The sequence below is a fragment of the Enterobacter sp. PTB genome (genome assembly GCF_051130085.1).
In the GTDB taxonomy this organism is placed as follows: Bacteria; Pseudomonadota; Gammaproteobacteria; order Enterobacterales; family Enterobacteriaceae; genus Enterobacter; species Enterobacter ludwigii.
The window spans coordinates 50,045-65,404 of sequence record NZ_JBDKEE010000001.1; the positions used below are offsets into that span (position 1 = coordinate 50,045).

Here is a 15,360-nt window from a genome sequence, read left to right on the forward strand (position 1 = left end):
ACTAATTTCATCTCACCGACTTATCTTCTCTGCAATCTGAAAAAAAACTCATCGGTTTGTATTAAGTTTCATTGTGCAGTGCCGATAACGCAAAGACAGTCTGTCATCTATCAAGGAGCCATCCGGCGTGAGTAATTACAGTGAGCAGTTCCTCAAGCAAAATCCGCTGGCTGTATTAGGGGTATTGCGTGACCTGCAAAAAGGTGAAGTGCCGCTGCGCATCAGCTGGTCAAACAATCAGTTCATCAGCAAGATCCTCGACGTCTCGCAGGAGCGACTGGTTATCGATCTGGGCAGTCAGGAGTATGAAAACCGCGCTGCACTGAAAGCAGAGAAACTCGCGGTGATGGCAGAGACCCACGGTGCAAAAGTGGAATTTGTGCTCCCGCGCCTTGAGATGAGCGAATACCAGGGTCTTCCCGCGTTTGTCACACCGCTGCCTGCCAACCTGTGGTTTGTGCAGCGCCGGGAATATTTCCGCATCAGCGCCCCCCTTCACCCTGCCTATTTTTGTAAGGCTAAAATGCCGGACAAAAAAGAGCTCCGTTTCCGCCTCTTCGACCTGTCGCTGGGCGGTATGGGCGCGCTGATGGATACGCCGAAACCTGACGGACTGGTCGAAGGCATGCGATTCTCGCAAATTGAACTGGATATGGCCGGCTGGGGACGGTTTTATTTTGATGCCCAGTTGATTGCCATCAGCGAGCGGAAGGTGGTGGACAGCAAAAACGAAACGATTACCACGCCACGTTTGAGTTTCCGCTTCCTGAACGTCGGACCCGGTTCAGAGCGCGAACTGCAGCGCATTATCTTTGCACTGGAGCGCGAAGCACGGGAACGTGCGAATAAAGTTCTGTGAGGAAAACGGGCAGCGTGACCGCCGCCCGCCTGCGGCATTACATGGCATCCATCGCTTTCTGTACTTTCCAGATGTAACGCGGAGCCTGTGGTGCCGGATGATTTTTCGCCACATGTTCAACGAATTCATCTTTGTCCATGCCGTTAATCTCTTCTATCGCCTCTTTACGGTCAGAGGAGAAGGTTCGCAACAGCGCCCCGGCCCCGTTGACGTAAGAGACCACCAGCGCGTATTGCATCACTTCCGGGTCGTCGATGCCCTTCAGTACGCCATGCTCCAGAATGCTGAGATAGGCTGTCCCCATGGAGATATTACGCTCCGGGTTCTTCAGCTCGCTGGTCGACGGCTGACCGCTCCAGCCCATGTAGCGGTAGACCTCTTTACCTGCGGTAGACGCTTTGAGCTGCATCAGCCCCACTGCGTTTGATTTGCTGACAAGCGTGGGATTACCGCCGGATTCAACGGCAATGATCGCGGTGATAAGACGCGGACTGACGCCCCACGCCTTCCCGGCTTGCTCGCTGATCGGCATCCACTGCATGGCCCGTTTCACCGGCACTTCCGGGTTCCAGGGCGGATTTTGATAGTCATGTCTGGAACTACAGCCCGCAAGCAACACAATCAAAAAAGCAAACCATCTCAATTTCACGTCATCTATCCTTATAGCCGGTCATCGCAGTGCGCCGCCCCTTGAAGCAGGCAGCGTATAAGCGGCATGATATAGACAATTAGTTTCTCATTCAGCAAGGAATTGCCATGTCTCAGTTTCATCTTATCGCACCGTCGGGCTACTGCATCAATCAGGACGCGGCACAACGGGGCGTTCAGCGCTTACTGGGCTTCGGCCACCAGGTAGAAAATCAGACGATTATCCCTCGCCGCCAGCAGCGTTTTGCCGGAACCGAGGCCCAGAGACTGAATGATATCAACAGCCTGGTGAACCTAAAGGGTGAGGATCGGATCGTGCTTGCGGTGCGGGGGGGCTATGGTGCGAGCCGGTTACTGGAGAGCATTGACTGGCAAGGTCTGGCACAGCGTCAACAGCAGGACCCGCTGCTGATATGCGGCCACAGCGACTTCACGGTGATCCAGCTTGGGCTGCTGGCGCTGCATAACGTCATAACCTTCAGCGGCCCGATGCTGGCCGGAAATTTTGGTGCGCCGGCGCTCGATGCGTTTACCCTTGAGCATTTCTGGCGCGCCCTGCGAAACCCAACCTACAGCATAACGTGGCAAGGCCAGGGGCCGCACTGGGCCTGTGAAGGCCAACTCTGGGGCGGTAACCTGGCAATGCTGGTCTCGCTCATCGGTACGCCGTGGCTGCCGGACATCGAAGACGGCATTCTGGTGCTGGAAGATATTAACGAACATCCGTTCCGCGTCGAGCGCATGTTATTGCAGCTTTATCATGCCGGGATCCTTGAACGTCAGTCAGCAATCGTGCTGGGCAGTTTTAGCGGTGCGGCACCCAATGATTACGACGCCGGTTACTCCCTTGAAACGATGGTTGATTTCATCCGTTCCCGTCTCGATATCCCGGTTATCACCGGTCTGGATTTTGGCCATGAGCAACAAACCGTAACCCTTGCGCTGGGGGCACATGCGTCCCTGATACATGATGATTCAGGCAGTCGGTTAACAATAAGCGGTCATCCGGTCATAAAGGCATAAAAAAGCCGTTAAACCCCTTAATAAAACGCTGTTGCCGTGGTTAATATGTTAGGGTTTTAGTAACAGCGTTAACATTGAGGTGGGAGTAAGACAACATTGGATGCCGCAGCGATAATCAGCCTTTTCATTCTGGGTTCTGTGCTTGTAACCTGTAGTATATTATTAAGTTCATTTTCATCGCGTCTCGGCATACCTATTCTCGTTATTTTCCTTGCTATCGGCATGCTGGCTGGCATCGATGGCATCGGCGGTATCCCTTTCGATAACTACCCTTTCGCCTACATGGTGAGTAACCTCGCGCTGGCAGTGATCCTGCTGGACGGCGGGATGCGCACTCAGGCGAGCTCGTTCCGCGTCGCCTTAGGGCCGGCGCTGTCGCTCGCGACCGTAGGCGTATTAATCACATCCGGCCTGACCGGGATGATGGCCGCCTGGCTGTTCCATCTCAATATCATGGAAGGCTTGCTGATTGGCGCTATTGTCGGTTCAACCGATGCGGCGGCGGTCTTTTCCCTGCTTGGCGGTAAAGGGCTTAACGAACGTGTTGGCTCCACGCTTGAGATTGAATCCGGCAGTAACGATCCCATGGCGGTGTTTCTCACCATCACGCTGATTGAGATGATCCAGCAGCACGAAAGCGGGCTGAGCTGGATGTTTGCCTGGCATATCCTGCAGCAGTTTGGTCTGGGGATTATTCTTGGCCTCGGCGGCGGCTATCTGCTGCAGCAGATGATCAACCGGATTTCACTTCCCGCCGGGCTTTACCCTCTGCTGGCGCTGAGCGGGGGCATTCTGATTTTTGCCGTCACCACCGCGCTGGATGGCAGCGGCATTCTTGCCGTCTACCTCTGCGGCTTCCTGATGGGTAACCGCCCTATTCGCAACCGTCACGCCATTTTGCAGAACTTCGACGGACTGGCCTGGCTGGCGCAGATTGGCATGTTCCTGGTGCTTGGCCTGCTGGTTACCCCTTCAGACCTGCTGCCTATCGCCGTACCGGCGCTGATGCTGTCGGCGTGGATGATCTTCTTCGCCCGTCCACTGTCGGTGTTTGCAGGCCTGCTGCCGTTTCGCGGCTTTAACCTGCGCGAGCGTATCTTTATCAGTTGGGTGGGTCTGCGCGGCGCGGTGCCGATTATCCTTGCCGTGTTCCCGATGATGGCGGGTCTCGATAACGCCCGACTGTTCTTCAACGTCGCATTCTTCGTTGTTTTGATTTCACTCCTGTTCCAGGGCACGTCACTCGGCTGGGCGGCGAAAAAGGCAAAAGTGGTGATCCCCCCCGTTGGCTGGCCCGTCTCCCGCGTCGGGTTGGATATTCATCCGGAAAACCCGTGGGAACAGTTTGTGTATCAACTTAGCGAAGACAAATGGTGCGTGGGCGCGTCGCTGCGCGATCTGCATATGCCCGCCGAAACGCGGATTGCCGCGTTGTTCCGCGACAATGTTCTGCTTCACCCTACCGGCAGCACCCGTCTGCGTGAAGGGGATATTTTGTGCGTGATTGGCCGCGAGCGCGACCTGCCCGCACTGGGTAAATTGTTCAGCCAGTCGCCACCGGTGGCGCTGGATCAGCGTTTCTTCGGCGATTTTATTCTGGAAGCGAGCGCCAAATTTGCAGATGTTGCCTTGATTTACGGTCTGGATGAAGGGCTGGAGTATCGCGATAAGCAGCAAACGTTGGGGGAAATTATCCAGCAACTGCTTGGCGCAGCACCCGTTGTTGGTGACCAGGTCGAGTTTGCCGGGATGATCTGGACGGTGGCCGAGAAAGAAGATAACGCGGTACGCAAAGTCGGCGTAAGGCCGATGGAAGAAGAGTCAGAGTAGTTTAGGTTTCATGTCTTACTGGCCGGGGAAGGCGTTATCGCCCCCCGGCACATCGCATAGTTACACCGTCACAACCGGTACGCGCGGCGCCAGAGCGCACATCAGCTCATAGCCAAAGGTCCCTGCAGCAGCGGCCACATCGTCAATTTTAATTTCATTTCCCCACAGCTCAACCGGTGAACCAATCCCCGCCTGCGGGCACGGCGTGAGGTCTACCGCCAGCATATCCATTGAGACCGTCCCCACGGTACCCGTGCGAACGCCATCCACCCACACCGGCGTGCCGGTCGGAGCGATGCGCGGGTAGCCATCGGCATAGCCTCCCGCCACAATGCCAATTCGCTGTTCGCCTGTCGCCCGGTAACGGCTGCCGTAGCCCACCGTGGAACCGGCCTTTAGCGTTTGTACGCCGATGATTTCGCTGCGCAGGGTCATCACCGGTTTCAGGCCGCTGTTGGCAATATCCTGCCACTGCCCTGACGGTGACGCGCCGTACAGAATGATCCCCGGGCGTACCCAGCTGTAGTGCGCCTCCGGGTGCCACAGCGTGGCCGCCGAGTTAGAGAGCGAGCGCGAACACGCCAGACCTTCAGCCGCCTGCTCAATCCGCACCATCGCCTCGGCGATGCCATCGGGTTTTTCCGCGTCGGCAAAGTGCGCCATCAGCGTCATTTCGCCCACATTCTTGATGCCGCGCAGCTGTTGCCATACCGTATGTACCCGCTCGGGCTGGAAGCCCAGGCGGTTCATGCCGCTGTTCACCTTGAGATAAATGTCGAGCGGAGCATGCAGTCTGGCGTCCTGCAGAGCTTTAACCTGCCAGTTGCTGTGAATGCTGGTGGTCAGCCGGTACTTATCCAGCAACGGCAGATCGTCGGCATGGAAGAACCCTTCCAGCAATAAGATAGGGCCTTTCCAGCCACGCTCGCGCAGCAGAATGGCCTCTTCCAGATTCAGTAACGCAAAACCGTCGGTCGCGCTGAGCGCGCTCCAGATGCGGTCAATACCGTGGCCGTAGGCGTTCGCTTTCACCACCGACCAGACGCGTGAACCTGGCGCAGCACGGCGAACAATCTGCAGGTTATCCTTCAGGGCCTGCAAGTCCAGCTGAGCCAGAACAGGACGGGACATGACAACTCCTTAGTTATGCGCGCCGTGCAGGTGCTGTGGACGCGAGGGGGTGAACCCAGATTGATAGCGCGCGGCACTTAAATCGTCAAACGGAATTGCCGGGGTGCGCCCGGAAATCAAGTCGCTCAACAGCTGACCTGAGCCACAGGCCATTGTCCAGCCGAGGGTGCCGTGTCCGGTATTCGTCCACAGGTTTTTGAACGGAGTGCGACCCACAATCGGCGTGCCGTCTGGCGTCATTGGACGCAGACCGGTCCAGAACGTGGCCTGCTCGACAAAACCGCCGCGTGGGAAGAGATCGCCCACGACCATCTCCAGCGTTTCACGACGCGGCTGCAGCAGCTCGGTGTTGAAGCCGACAATCTCCGCCATGCCGCCTACGCGGATACGGTTGTCGAAACGGGTAATGGCGATTTTATAGGTTTCATCCAGAATGGTGGAGACGGGTGCACCGCTGTCCTCTTTCACCGGGATGGTCAGGGAGTACCCCTTCAGCGGATAGACCGGAATGTCCAGAATGCCCTTCAGCATGGCGGTGGAGTAAGAGCCAAAGGCCATGACGTAGGCATCCGCTTTGATCACCTCTTCGCCGCATTTCACGCCGTAAATATTACCGCCTTCCGACAGCAATTTATCGACGGGCGTGTTAAAGCGGAATGTTACCCCTGCCTGCTCGCACATCTGCGCCAGACGCTGGGTAAAGAGCTGACAGTCGCCGGTTTCATCATTGGGTAAACGCAGGCCGCCCGTCAGTTTGTGGGACACCTCCGCCAGCGCCGGTTCAACCTGTCCCAGCTGACTGGCCTCGAGGAGTTGGTACGGAACACCGGCATCTTCCAGCACGGCGATATCGCGGGTGGCGTTTTCGTACTGTTGCGCCGTGCGGAACAGCTGCAGCGTACCGCCCTGACGGCCTTCGTACTCAATGCCGGTGGTGGCGCGCAAGGTTTTCAGGCAGTCACGGCTGTATTCCGCCAGACGCACCATACGCCCTTTGTTTTCCATGTAATGGCGGGTGTCGCAGTTGCGCAGCATCTGCCACATCCACTTAAGCTGGAACTGCGTGCCGTCGAGGCTAATGGCCAGCGGCGCATGGCGCTGGAACATCCATTTAATCGCCTTCAGTGGCACGCCGGGAGCCGCCCACGGTGCCGCATAGCCCGGAGAGATTTGCCCGGCATTCGCCGCGCTGGTTTCCAGCGCAGGGCCTGGCTCACGATCGATAACGGTTACGTCATGCCCCGCCTGACTTAAATACCAGGCGCTGGTTACGCCAACCACACCACTTCCCAGTATGACAACACGCATAGCCACTCCATAATGTGCAAAAGAACAATCTTCTAATTACAGATTGATAACCTAGTTGAAAATATTATTCAACATACGACTTTTTTATGGTGACTTATCTCACATCTTCCCCTACTGGCGGGGAAAGGACTTATTTGGGATCTCCTGCTGCGCGTTATTTTTAACCAGTATAAAACTCTGCGTGAACCGCTTTTTTTACCGTATTGAAAACGGGAAATCGTAAAGAAAAAATTTCTGCTCCAGCACGCTTTTTAACACGTTGATCTATGCTTGAAAGGAGGCTCTCCAGACAGAGAGAGCACCCACAACGAGGGCGCGCTAATGGCTACTATTGATTCCCTGAACAAGGACAACACACGTCTCAGCGATGGACCCGACTGGACCTTTGAGTTGCTGGATGTCTACCTCGCTGAAATCGACCGGGTAGCAAAACTCTATCGCCTGGATACCTATCCTCACCAGATTGAAGTCATAACCTCCGAACAGATGATGGATGCCTATTCCAGCGTCGGGATGCCGATCAATTATCCGCACTGGTCGTTTGGTAAGAAATTTATTGAAACGGAACGGCTGTATAAACACGGCCAGCAGGGGCTGGCGTATGAAATCGTCATCAACTCCAACCCGTGTATCGCTTACCTGATGGAAGAGAACACCATTACCATGCAGGCGCTGGTGATGGCGCATGCCTGCTACGGGCACAACTCTTTCTTCAAGAATAACTATCTTTTCCGCAGCTGGACGGACGCCAGTTCGATCGTCGATTACCTGATCTTCGCCCGTAAATACATTACCGACTGCGAAGAGCGCTACGGCGTCGATGAAGTGGAGAAACTGCTCGACTCCTGCCATGCGCTGATGAACTACGGCGTAGACCGCTACAAACGGCCACAGAAAATTTCCCTGCAGGAGGAGAAAGCCCGGCAGAAAAGCCGCGAGGAGTATCTGCAAAGCCAGGTGAATATGCTGTGGCGCACCCTCCCTAAGCGTGAAGAAGAGAAAGCTGTCGCTGAGGCGCGCCGCTACCCGTCTGAGCCACAGGAAAACCTGCTCTACTTTATGGAGAAGAATGCGCCGCTGCTGGAGTCATGGCAGCGTGAGATCCTGCGCATTGTGCGTAAGGTCAGCCAGTACTTCTATCCGCAAAAACAGACGCAGGTGATGAACGAAGGCTGGGCGACATTCTGGCATTACACCATCCTCAACCATCTGTATGACGAGGGGAAAGTCACCGAACGGTTTATGATGGAATTCCTCCACAGTCATACCAACGTGGTGTTCCAGCCGCCTTACAACAGCCCGTGGTACAGCGGCATTAACCCGTATGCCCTCGGCTTTGCGATGTTCCAGGACATCAAACGTATCTGTCAGTCGCCAACGGAAGAGGACAAATACTGGTTCCCGGATATTGCCGGTTCGGACTGGCTGGAAACGCTGCATTTTGCGATGCGCGATTTCAAGGATGAGAGCTTTATTAGCCAGTTTATGTCGCCGAAGATCATGCGCGATTTCCGCTTCTTCACCGTGCTGGATGATGACCGTAACAACTTCCTGGAAATTTCAGCGATTCATAACGAAGAGGGATACCGGGAGATCCGCTCTCGCCTCTCTTCCCAGTACAACCTGAGCAATCTTGAACCCAATATTCAGGTATGGAACGTGGATCTCCGCGGTGACCGCTCTCTGACGCTGCGCTACATCCCGCACAACCGTGCCCCGCTGGATAAAGGGCGCAAAGAGGTGCTGAAGCATGTGCATCGCCTGTGGGGCTTTGACGTGCTGCTGGAGCAGCAGAATGAAGACGGTAGCGTGGAGCTGCTGGAGCGCTGCCCGACGCGGATGAATACGCTGTAGTGCCTGCCTGAACCGAAACGCCCGCGTCAGGGCGAAAAAAAACCTCTCAGCTGAGAGGTTTTTTCTTTTAGCGGGTCTGGATGGCCAGGTCACCCGGCAGCGTTTTTTGCATCCGGTGCCAGATTTCACCGGAGTCGCGGCCGTAGCGGCGCACGGTTTCATACACCTGATCGTGCTGACCGGTGGAACAGAGCTCGCTCAGCTTGTGGTAAAAGCCCAGCGCCAGACTGCGGGCTTCCGGATTGGCAAAGTAGTGACGACCGATACGGGTATAGAGCCCTTTCATGCCGTTAAGGATGAGGCCGTAAATCGGGTTACCGGAGGCAAACGCCAGGCCGCGGAAGATGTTGTAATCAAGGGTAGCAAACGCATCCGCATGATCTTCCACCTGGTTGGCACTGGCCAGAACCTGGAGCGCATCTTCCGGGTGCTGACGGAAAGCCGTACGAATAAAGATGGTAGCGATATTGGTACGCACGGAGAGCAGATTATCAATCAGCTGCGGCACGCTTTCATGATCGAGGCGCGCCAGCGTTTCAAGAATATTCAGCCCGGAGGTTTCCCAGAAATTGTTTACTTTTGTTGGCTTGCCATGCTGAATCGTCAACCACCCATCACGCGCCAGTCGCTGGAGCACTTCCCGAAGCGTGGTGCGAGTGACGCCAATCAGTTCAGAGAGTTCGCGTTCAGCCGGAAGAATGGACCCTGCAGGGAAACGATTATTCCAGATGCTTTCAATGATGTACTCTTCCGCGAAACCCGCCGGGCTCTGCGCCTTAATGACCATAGTGAGATTTCCATTACACAGCTTTAGCAAATTGCACTCATCATACCAGAGGCTCGCAGAGGCAGATAGCGCAGCAGTGAGAGAAAAGAGGGATCGCCGTTTCATTTTTATGAAATTTACATTGCAGCCGAATCCCCCTCCAGGCCGTGATTTTTGCGTATACTGATGTTTTGTTTTACTTCACGGGGAAGAACGTCTGTCGTGGAAATTTCTTTTGGGCGCGCGTTGTGGCGCAATTTTTTAGGCCAGTCTCCCGACTGGTACAAGCTGATACTTCTGGTGTTCCTGGTTGTTAATCCTCTCATCTTTATTGTGCACCCGTTTATTGCCGGGTGGCTGCTGGTCGCGGAGTTTATCTTCACCCTGGCCATGGCGCTGAAGTGCTATCCCCTGCTGCCTGGCGGTTTGCTGGCCATTGAAGCGGTTGTCATTGGGATGACCAGCGCAGAGCATGTAAAAGCAGAACTGGCCTCAAACCTTGAAGTGCTTCTGCTGCTGATGTTCATGGTGGCCGGCATCTACTTTATGAAACAGCTGCTGCTGTTTATTTTTACCCGCCTGCTGCTGAGCATTCCTTCAAAAACGCTTTTGTCGCTGGCTTTCTGCGTGGCTGCGGCATTTCTTTCAGCCTTCCTGGATGCGCTGACGGTGGTCGCCGTGGTGATAAGCGTCGCGGTCGGGTTTTATGGTATTTATCACCGGGTGGCCTCTTCACGTCCCGGCGATGACCTGCTTGATGACAGCCAGGTCGATAATGACCACCGCGAGGTGCTGGAACAGTTCCGCGCCTTCCTGCGCAGCCTGATGATGCATGCCGGCGTCGGGACCGCCCTGGGCGGCGTGATGACGATGGTGGGTGAACCGCAAAACCTGATTATTGCTAAAGCTGCGGGCTGGCATTTCGGTGATTTCTTCCTGCGAATGGCACCGGTGAGCATACCGGTTCTGGTGTGCGGTCTGGCGACCTGTGTGGTGGTGGAGAAATTCAGCCTCTTTGGCTATGGCGCGCATATTCCGGCACCCGTGCGTCAGGAGCTGCAGAAATTCGACCAGCAAAGCCGTAGCCAGCGGACGCGTCAGGAGACGCTGCGTCTTATTGCACAGGGCGTCATTGGCGTCTGGCTTATCGCCGCGCTGGCGTTTCATCTTGCCGAAGTCGGTTTAATTGGCCTGTCGGTGATTATTCTCGCCACCAGTTTTACCGGCGTGACGGATGAGCATGCGATTGGCAAAGCCTTTACGGAAGCCCTGCCCTTTACCGCCCTGCTGGCCGTCTTTTTTGCGGTCGTCGCGGTGATCATCGACCAGAAGCTTTTCGCGCCGATCATTACCTTTGTCTTGCAGGCGGCACCGGATGCTCAGCTTTCGCTGTTTTATCTGTTTAACGGGCTGCTGTCGTCTATCTCGGATAACGTGTTTGTTGGCACGGTCTACATCAACGAGGCCAAAACGGCCATGGAGCAAGGCGTCATCAGCGCCGGACAGTTCGAACTGCTGGCGGTGGCAATTAACACCGGGACCAACCTGCCGTCGGTGGCGACGCCCAACGGTCAGGCGGCGTTCCTGTTCCTGCTGACCTCTGCGCTGGCTCCACTCATACGTCTTTCTTATGGGCGAATGGTCTGGATGGCGCTTCCCTATACGCTGGTGCTCACGCTTGTAGGATTGCTTTGCGTCAAAATTACCCTTATTCCCTGTACGCAATGGTTGATACAAGCGGGTATACTTGCCGCGCAGTAAACCTGATATATCGGGCAGCTTGCTGCCCGTTTACCTTTTCGCACGATAAACATCCAATTACGTTTTATTTCGTCAGGTACAGGTGGCGCGAAAAACGAATTCGTTTACACTGCGCTTTCTAAGCATGTTCCAGGGAAATGATTATGTTGAGATTTTTAAACCAGTGCTCTCGCGGTCGCGGAGCGTGGTTGTTAATGGCCCTGACCGCCTTTGCGCTGGAAATGGTCGCGCTGTGGTTCCAGCATGTGATGGGACTTCAGCCTTGCGTACTCTGTATTTACGAACGCTGTGCATTGTTCGGCATTATGGGTGCGGGTCTGGTGGGCGCGATTGCCCCTAAATCGCCGTTACGCTATGCCGCAATTGCCATCTGGCTGTACAGCGCATGGAAAGGTATTGAGCTCTCCTGGCAGCACACCATGATGCAGCTGCATCCGTCACCTTTTATGACCTGTGATTTCGCCGCCCGCTTCCCGAGCTGGCTGCCGCTTGATAAGTGGCTGCCGCAGGTGTTTGTTGCTTCCGGTGACTGCTCTGTGCGCCAGTGGGAATTCCTGAGCCTTGAGATGCCGCAGTGGCTGGTGGGGATTTTTGTGGCCTACTTCATTGTGGCGCTGCTGGTGCTCATCGCACAACCGTTCAAACCCAAGAAACGCGACCTGTTTGGCAGGTAAAAAAAACCCGCCTCGGCGGGTTTTTTCTTATCCACGGTTGGGATGATTCATGATGTGATCTTCCCAGTCCTGTACCTCTGACTCTTTCACCGCAATATGACGCACAGAGATGCGTTCACCGTGCATCGCCGCTTTGGAGCCCGTCAGCAGCGGGTGCCATTTTGGCAGGTCTTTGCCTTCCGCCAGCAGACGATAGGCGCAGGTATGCGGCAGCCATTCGAAGGTGGGCAGGTTCTCACGGGTTAGCTTGATGCAATCCGGCTCGTACTCGAAGCGACGCTCATAGTTGCGACACTGGCAGGTTTTGATGTTCAGCTGCTTGCAGGCAACGTTGGTGAAATAGATTTCGTCCGAATCTTCATCCATCAGTTTATGCAGGCAGCACTGCCCGCAACCGTCACACAACGATTCCCACTCCACGTCTGTCATTTGGTCGAGAGTTTTGCTTTGCCAGAAAGGAATGTTGTTCATCAGGATGTCCACACGTCAAAAGAGAGCGCACCTTATAACGAGTCTGGCACGTTGTTGCAAGTTTTGCCGCCCTCTTCAGGCGGCAAGATGCTTTTACAGCACGCGAGTTTTCAGTGACAGGCCGTTAAAACTGACGTCCAGTTCGTCACCGGCCTGCAACGGGCCGACACCTTCTGGCGTACCGGTGAGGATCACATCGCCCGGTTTCAGGGTAAAGAAACGGCTCATGTAGGCAATCAGCGGCACAATTTTATGGATCATATCTGCCGTGGTGCCCTGCTGGCGGATCTCGCCGTTAACCTTCAGGCTAAGCGCGGTGTTCTGCGGATCGTCGGTAAATTCACTTACCGGAATAAAACCGGAGATCGGGCAAGCGTTATCAAACCCTTTGGCCTTTTCCCACGGCTGCCCCGCTTTCTTCATTTTGCCCTGAACATCACGCAGGGTCAGGTCGAGCGCGACACCGTATCCGGCAATCGCCTTTTGCACATGCTCTTCGGAGGCCTGACGCAGCGTCGCGCCAATCAGCACGGCCAGTTCCACTTCATGATGCACCGACCCCAACCCCTGCGGCAGCGCCAGCGGCTGGCGAATGTCGCACAGCGCGGTTTCTGGTTTGATGAACAGAACCGGCTCGTCTGGCGTCGCGCTGCCCATCTCCTGAATATGTTTGGCATAGTTACTGCCTACGCAGACCACTTTGCTGACGGGATAATCCAGTAATGCACCTTGCCAGTTATGATGTTGATACATGTACGACCCCTAAACGGTTGATGTGTTAACCCCGAAAACAGCCGGGACTATTTTTTCCCGTTCACCTCAAGATGCTGTTTTAATAAATTCTCGGGTGGTGGCGGGAGTTGTAAATAATAGCCTTGCTCCGCTAATGCGGTTTTCACTTTTTCCAGATCGGCGTTGACCAGTTTCTTACGGCCATCCAGCGGCAGCAGCATCGCCAACTGAGGTCGGCCAAAGTTCTTCATTAATTCTTCAGGTACGCGCGAAAAATCGTCTTTCTTTTCGACATAAAGATAGGTCTGGTCACGACTTGTACTTCTGTAGATCACACAAAACATGTTTTTACTCTGAATTAATGGGTGGTTGCTTGCCTCAATATACTCCTGACTATAACATGCCTGATACTCTTCGGAATATCGCAACGGCGGTGTTGCGGTTAATAGCAAATTGAGTAAGGCCAGGATGTCAAACACGCCAATCGAGCTTAAAGGCAGTAGCTTCACCTTATCAGTGGTACATTTGCATGATGCAAAACCCGAGGTTATTCGTCAGGCGTTAGAAGACAAAATTGCGCAGGCTCCCGCTTTTCTGAAACATGCCCCCGTCGTCGTGAATGTCAGTGGTCTGGATGCACCGGTTAACTGGAAACTTCTCCAGCAAGCCGTGGCCGCGACCGGGCTGCGTATCGTCGGTATCAGCGGCTGCAAAGATGCTGAGCTGAAAGCAGAAATTGACCGGGCGGGTCTGCCCATTCTGACCGAAGGCAAAGAAAAAGCCGCGCGTCCTGCCCCTGCGGCAGTCCAAACGCCTCCTCCTCCGGTGCAAAACGTTACACCTGTCACAAAAACGCGATTGATTGATGTGCCGGTTCGTTCCGGTCAGCGCATTTATGCACCAAACTGTGATCTGATTGTTACAAGCCACGTCAGCGCTGGCGCAGAGCTGATTGCAGATGGCAATATTCACGTATACGGTATGATGCGTGGGCGTGCGCTCGCGGGTGCAAGTGGTGACAGGGATGCGCAAATATTTTGTACTCATCTGACGGCGGAACTGGTGTCCATCGCAGGTGAATATTGGCTGAGCGACAAGATCCCAGCCGAATTTTATGGCAAAGCGGCTCGTCTGCGACTGGCAGACGACGCGTTGACCGTTCAACCGTTGAATTGATCCCTTTTTAACAAGGAATTTCTATGGCACGCATTATTGTTGTTACTTCGGGTAAAGGAGGCGTTGGCAAGACCACCTCCAGCGCGGCCATCGCTACTGGTTTGGCCCAGAAGGGAAAGAAAACCGTCGTTATCGATTTCGATATCGGTCTGCGTAACCTCGACCTGATCATGGGATGTGAACGTCGCGTGGTCTATGACTTCGTGAACGTCATTCAGGGCGACGCCACACTGAACCAGGCGCTGATTAAAGACAAGCGCACCGAAAACCTCTACATCCTTCCGGCTTCTCAGACGCGTGATAAAGACGCCCTGACCCGTGAAGGCGTGGAAAAGGTGCTCGACGAGCTGAAAAAAATGGAGTTCGACTTCGTTGTCTGTGACTCCCCTGCCGGCATCGAAACGGGCGCCCTGATGGCACTCTACTTCGCTGATGAAGCCATCATCACCACCAACCCTGAAGTCTCATCCGTGCGTGACTCGGACCGTATTCTGGGGATCCTCGCCTCCAAATCGCGTCGTGCGGAAAATGGCGAAGAACCCATTAAAGAGCACCTGCTGCTGACCCGCTATAACCCGGGTCGCGTGAACAAAGGTGACATGCTTAGCATGGAAGACGTGCTGGAGATCCTGCGCATCAAACTGGTCGGCGTGATCCCGGAAGATCAATCCGTATTGCGCGCCTCTAACCAGGGCGAGCCAGTGATCCTGGATACAATGGCAGATGCAGGTAAAGCGTACGCGGATACCGTTGACCGTCTGCTGGGAGAAGAACGTCCTTTCCGCTTCATTGAAGAAGAGAAGAAAGGTTTCCTCAAACGCCTGTTCGGAGGATAAGTTATGGCATTACTGGACTTTTTTCTCTCGCGGAAAAAGAACACCGCCAACATCGCAAAAGAACGACTGCAAATCATCGTTGCGGAGCGTCGTCGTAGTGACGCCGAGCCACACTACCTGCCGCAGCTGCGTAAGGACATCCTGGAAGTGATCTGTAAGTATGTGCAGATTGACCCGGAGATGGTCACGGTGCAGCTGGAGCAAAAAGACGGGGATATTTCGATTCTGGAGCTGAACGTTACGCTCCCGGAAGCCGAAGAGTCACGTCCGTAGTTCGGGATTGTGTATCCC

The 15,360-nt window shown here is 54.8% G+C and carries 16 protein-coding genes; 9 read left to right on the top strand and 7 right to left on the bottom strand.

Annotation, left to right across the window (positions count from 1 at the left end):
* Positions 1 to 127: 127 nt before the first annotated feature.
* Positions 128 to 859, top strand: a complete 732-nt coding sequence (gene ycgR / locus AAIR21_RS00205; RefSeq protein ID WP_020883443.1) for a flagellar brake protein YcgR — start codon at positions 128 to 130, stop codon at positions 857 to 859.
* A gap of 37 nt (positions 860 to 896) precedes the next feature.
* Here ycgR and emtA read toward each other — a convergent pair whose 3' ends face one another.
* Complete coding sequence (gene emtA / locus AAIR21_RS00210) at positions 897 to 1,508, bottom strand: membrane-bound lytic murein transglycosylase EmtA (RefSeq protein ID WP_014170571.1); 612 nt, start codon at positions 1,506 to 1,508, stop codon at positions 897 to 899.
* 107 nt (positions 1,509 to 1,615) lie between these two features.
* On the opposite strand from emtA, the gene ldcA reads away from it, so the two are divergent.
* Together ldcA and AAIR21_RS00220 are read left to right on the top strand one after the other, a co-directional pair.
* On the top strand, positions 1,616 to 2,530 hold the full coding sequence (gene ldcA, locus AAIR21_RS00215; protein WP_014170572.1) for a muramoyltetrapeptide carboxypeptidase: 915 nt from the start codon (positions 1,616 to 1,618) through the stop codon (positions 2,528 to 2,530).
* A 96-nt stretch (positions 2,531 to 2,626) separates the two neighbouring features.
* On the top strand, positions 2,627 to 4,360 hold the full coding sequence (locus AAIR21_RS00220; protein ID WP_014170573.1) for a potassium/proton antiporter: 1,734 nt from the start codon (positions 2,627 to 2,629) through the stop codon (positions 4,358 to 4,360).
* A gap of 60 nt (positions 4,361 to 4,420) precedes the next feature.
* Here AAIR21_RS00220 and dadX read toward each other — a convergent pair whose 3' ends face one another.
* Positions 4,421 to 5,491 (bottom strand): catabolic alanine racemase DadX, encoded by a 1,071-nt coding sequence (dadX, locus tag AAIR21_RS00225; RefSeq protein WP_434679529.1) that lies wholly within the window; start codon positions 5,489 to 5,491, stop codon positions 4,421 to 4,423.
* Between the two features lie 9 nt (positions 5,492 to 5,500).
* Positions 5,501 to 6,799 (bottom strand): D-amino acid dehydrogenase, encoded by a 1,299-nt coding sequence (locus AAIR21_RS00230; protein WP_020883441.1) that lies wholly within the window; start codon positions 6,797 to 6,799, stop codon positions 5,501 to 5,503.
* A gap of 321 nt (positions 6,800 to 7,120) precedes the next feature.
* Between AAIR21_RS00230 and AAIR21_RS00235 the strand changes: the two genes are divergently transcribed.
* Positions 7,121 to 8,653, top strand: coding sequence for a SpoVR family protein (locus AAIR21_RS00235; protein ID WP_020883440.1), 1,533 nt, complete (start codon positions 7,121 to 7,123; stop codon positions 8,651 to 8,653).
* A gap of 67 nt (positions 8,654 to 8,720) precedes the next feature.
* Here the strand turns inward: AAIR21_RS00235 and fadR are convergent, their stop codons facing one another.
* Entirely contained in the window at positions 8,721 to 9,440 is a 720-nt protein-coding gene (gene fadR / locus AAIR21_RS00240) for a fatty acid metabolism transcriptional regulator FadR (protein WP_025203875.1), read from the bottom strand.
* Between the two features lie 201 nt (positions 9,441 to 9,641).
* Between fadR and nhaB the strand changes: the two genes are divergently transcribed.
* Positions 9,642 to 11,180, top strand: a complete 1,539-nt coding sequence (gene nhaB, locus AAIR21_RS00245; RefSeq protein ID WP_020883438.1) for a Na(+)/H(+) antiporter NhaB — start codon at positions 9,642 to 9,644, stop codon at positions 11,178 to 11,180.
* A gap of 143 nt (positions 11,181 to 11,323) precedes the next feature.
* Positions 11,324 to 11,854 carry a disulfide bond formation protein DsbB gene (gene dsbB, locus AAIR21_RS00250; RefSeq protein WP_020883437.1) on the top strand — a complete coding sequence of 177 codons (531 nt, stop codon included), beginning with the start codon at positions 11,324 to 11,326 and terminating at the stop codon, positions 11,852 to 11,854.
* 27 nt (positions 11,855 to 11,881) lie between these two features.
* On the opposite strand, the gene AAIR21_RS00255 is transcribed toward dsbB, so the two are convergent.
* From AAIR21_RS00255 to AAIR21_RS00265, 3 genes are all read right to left on the bottom strand, one after another.
* On the bottom strand, positions 11,882 to 12,325 hold the full coding sequence (locus AAIR21_RS00255) for a YcgN family cysteine cluster protein (protein WP_020883436.1): 444 nt from the start codon (positions 12,323 to 12,325) through the stop codon (positions 11,882 to 11,884).
* A gap of 93 nt (positions 12,326 to 12,418) precedes the next feature.
* The gene (locus AAIR21_RS00260; RefSeq protein ID WP_047744830.1) at positions 12,419 to 13,078 is read right to left on the bottom strand and encodes a fumarylacetoacetate hydrolase family protein; all 660 of its coding nucleotides are present in this window, start codon (positions 13,076 to 13,078) and stop codon (positions 12,419 to 12,421) included.
* Between the two features lie 47 nt (positions 13,079 to 13,125).
* Entirely contained in the window at positions 13,126 to 13,401 is a 276-nt protein-coding gene (locus tag AAIR21_RS00265; protein WP_020883434.1) for a YcgL domain-containing protein, read from the bottom strand.
* A gap of 124 nt (positions 13,402 to 13,525) precedes the next feature.
* Between AAIR21_RS00265 and minC the strand changes: the two genes are divergently transcribed.
* Genes minC through minE form a run of 3 tightly spaced genes read left to right on the top strand, consistent with a single transcriptional unit; the run spans position 13,526 to position 15,342 of the window.
* Positions 13,526 to 14,233: a septum site-determining protein MinC gene (gene minC, locus AAIR21_RS00270; protein ID WP_020883433.1), complete on the top strand. Its 708-nt coding sequence runs from the start codon at positions 13,526 to 13,528 to the stop codon at positions 14,231 to 14,233.
* A 23-nt stretch (positions 14,234 to 14,256) separates the two neighbouring features.
* Complete coding sequence (minD, locus tag AAIR21_RS00275) at positions 14,257 to 15,069, top strand: septum site-determining protein MinD (protein ID WP_014170584.1); 813 nt, start codon at positions 14,257 to 14,259, stop codon at positions 15,067 to 15,069.
* 3 nt (positions 15,070 to 15,072) lie between these two features.
* On the top strand, positions 15,073 to 15,342 hold the full coding sequence (minE, locus tag AAIR21_RS00280; protein ID WP_008500504.1) for a cell division topological specificity factor MinE: 270 nt from the start codon (positions 15,073 to 15,075) through the stop codon (positions 15,340 to 15,342).
* The last annotated feature ends 18 nt before the right edge of the window (positions 15,343 to 15,360 follow it).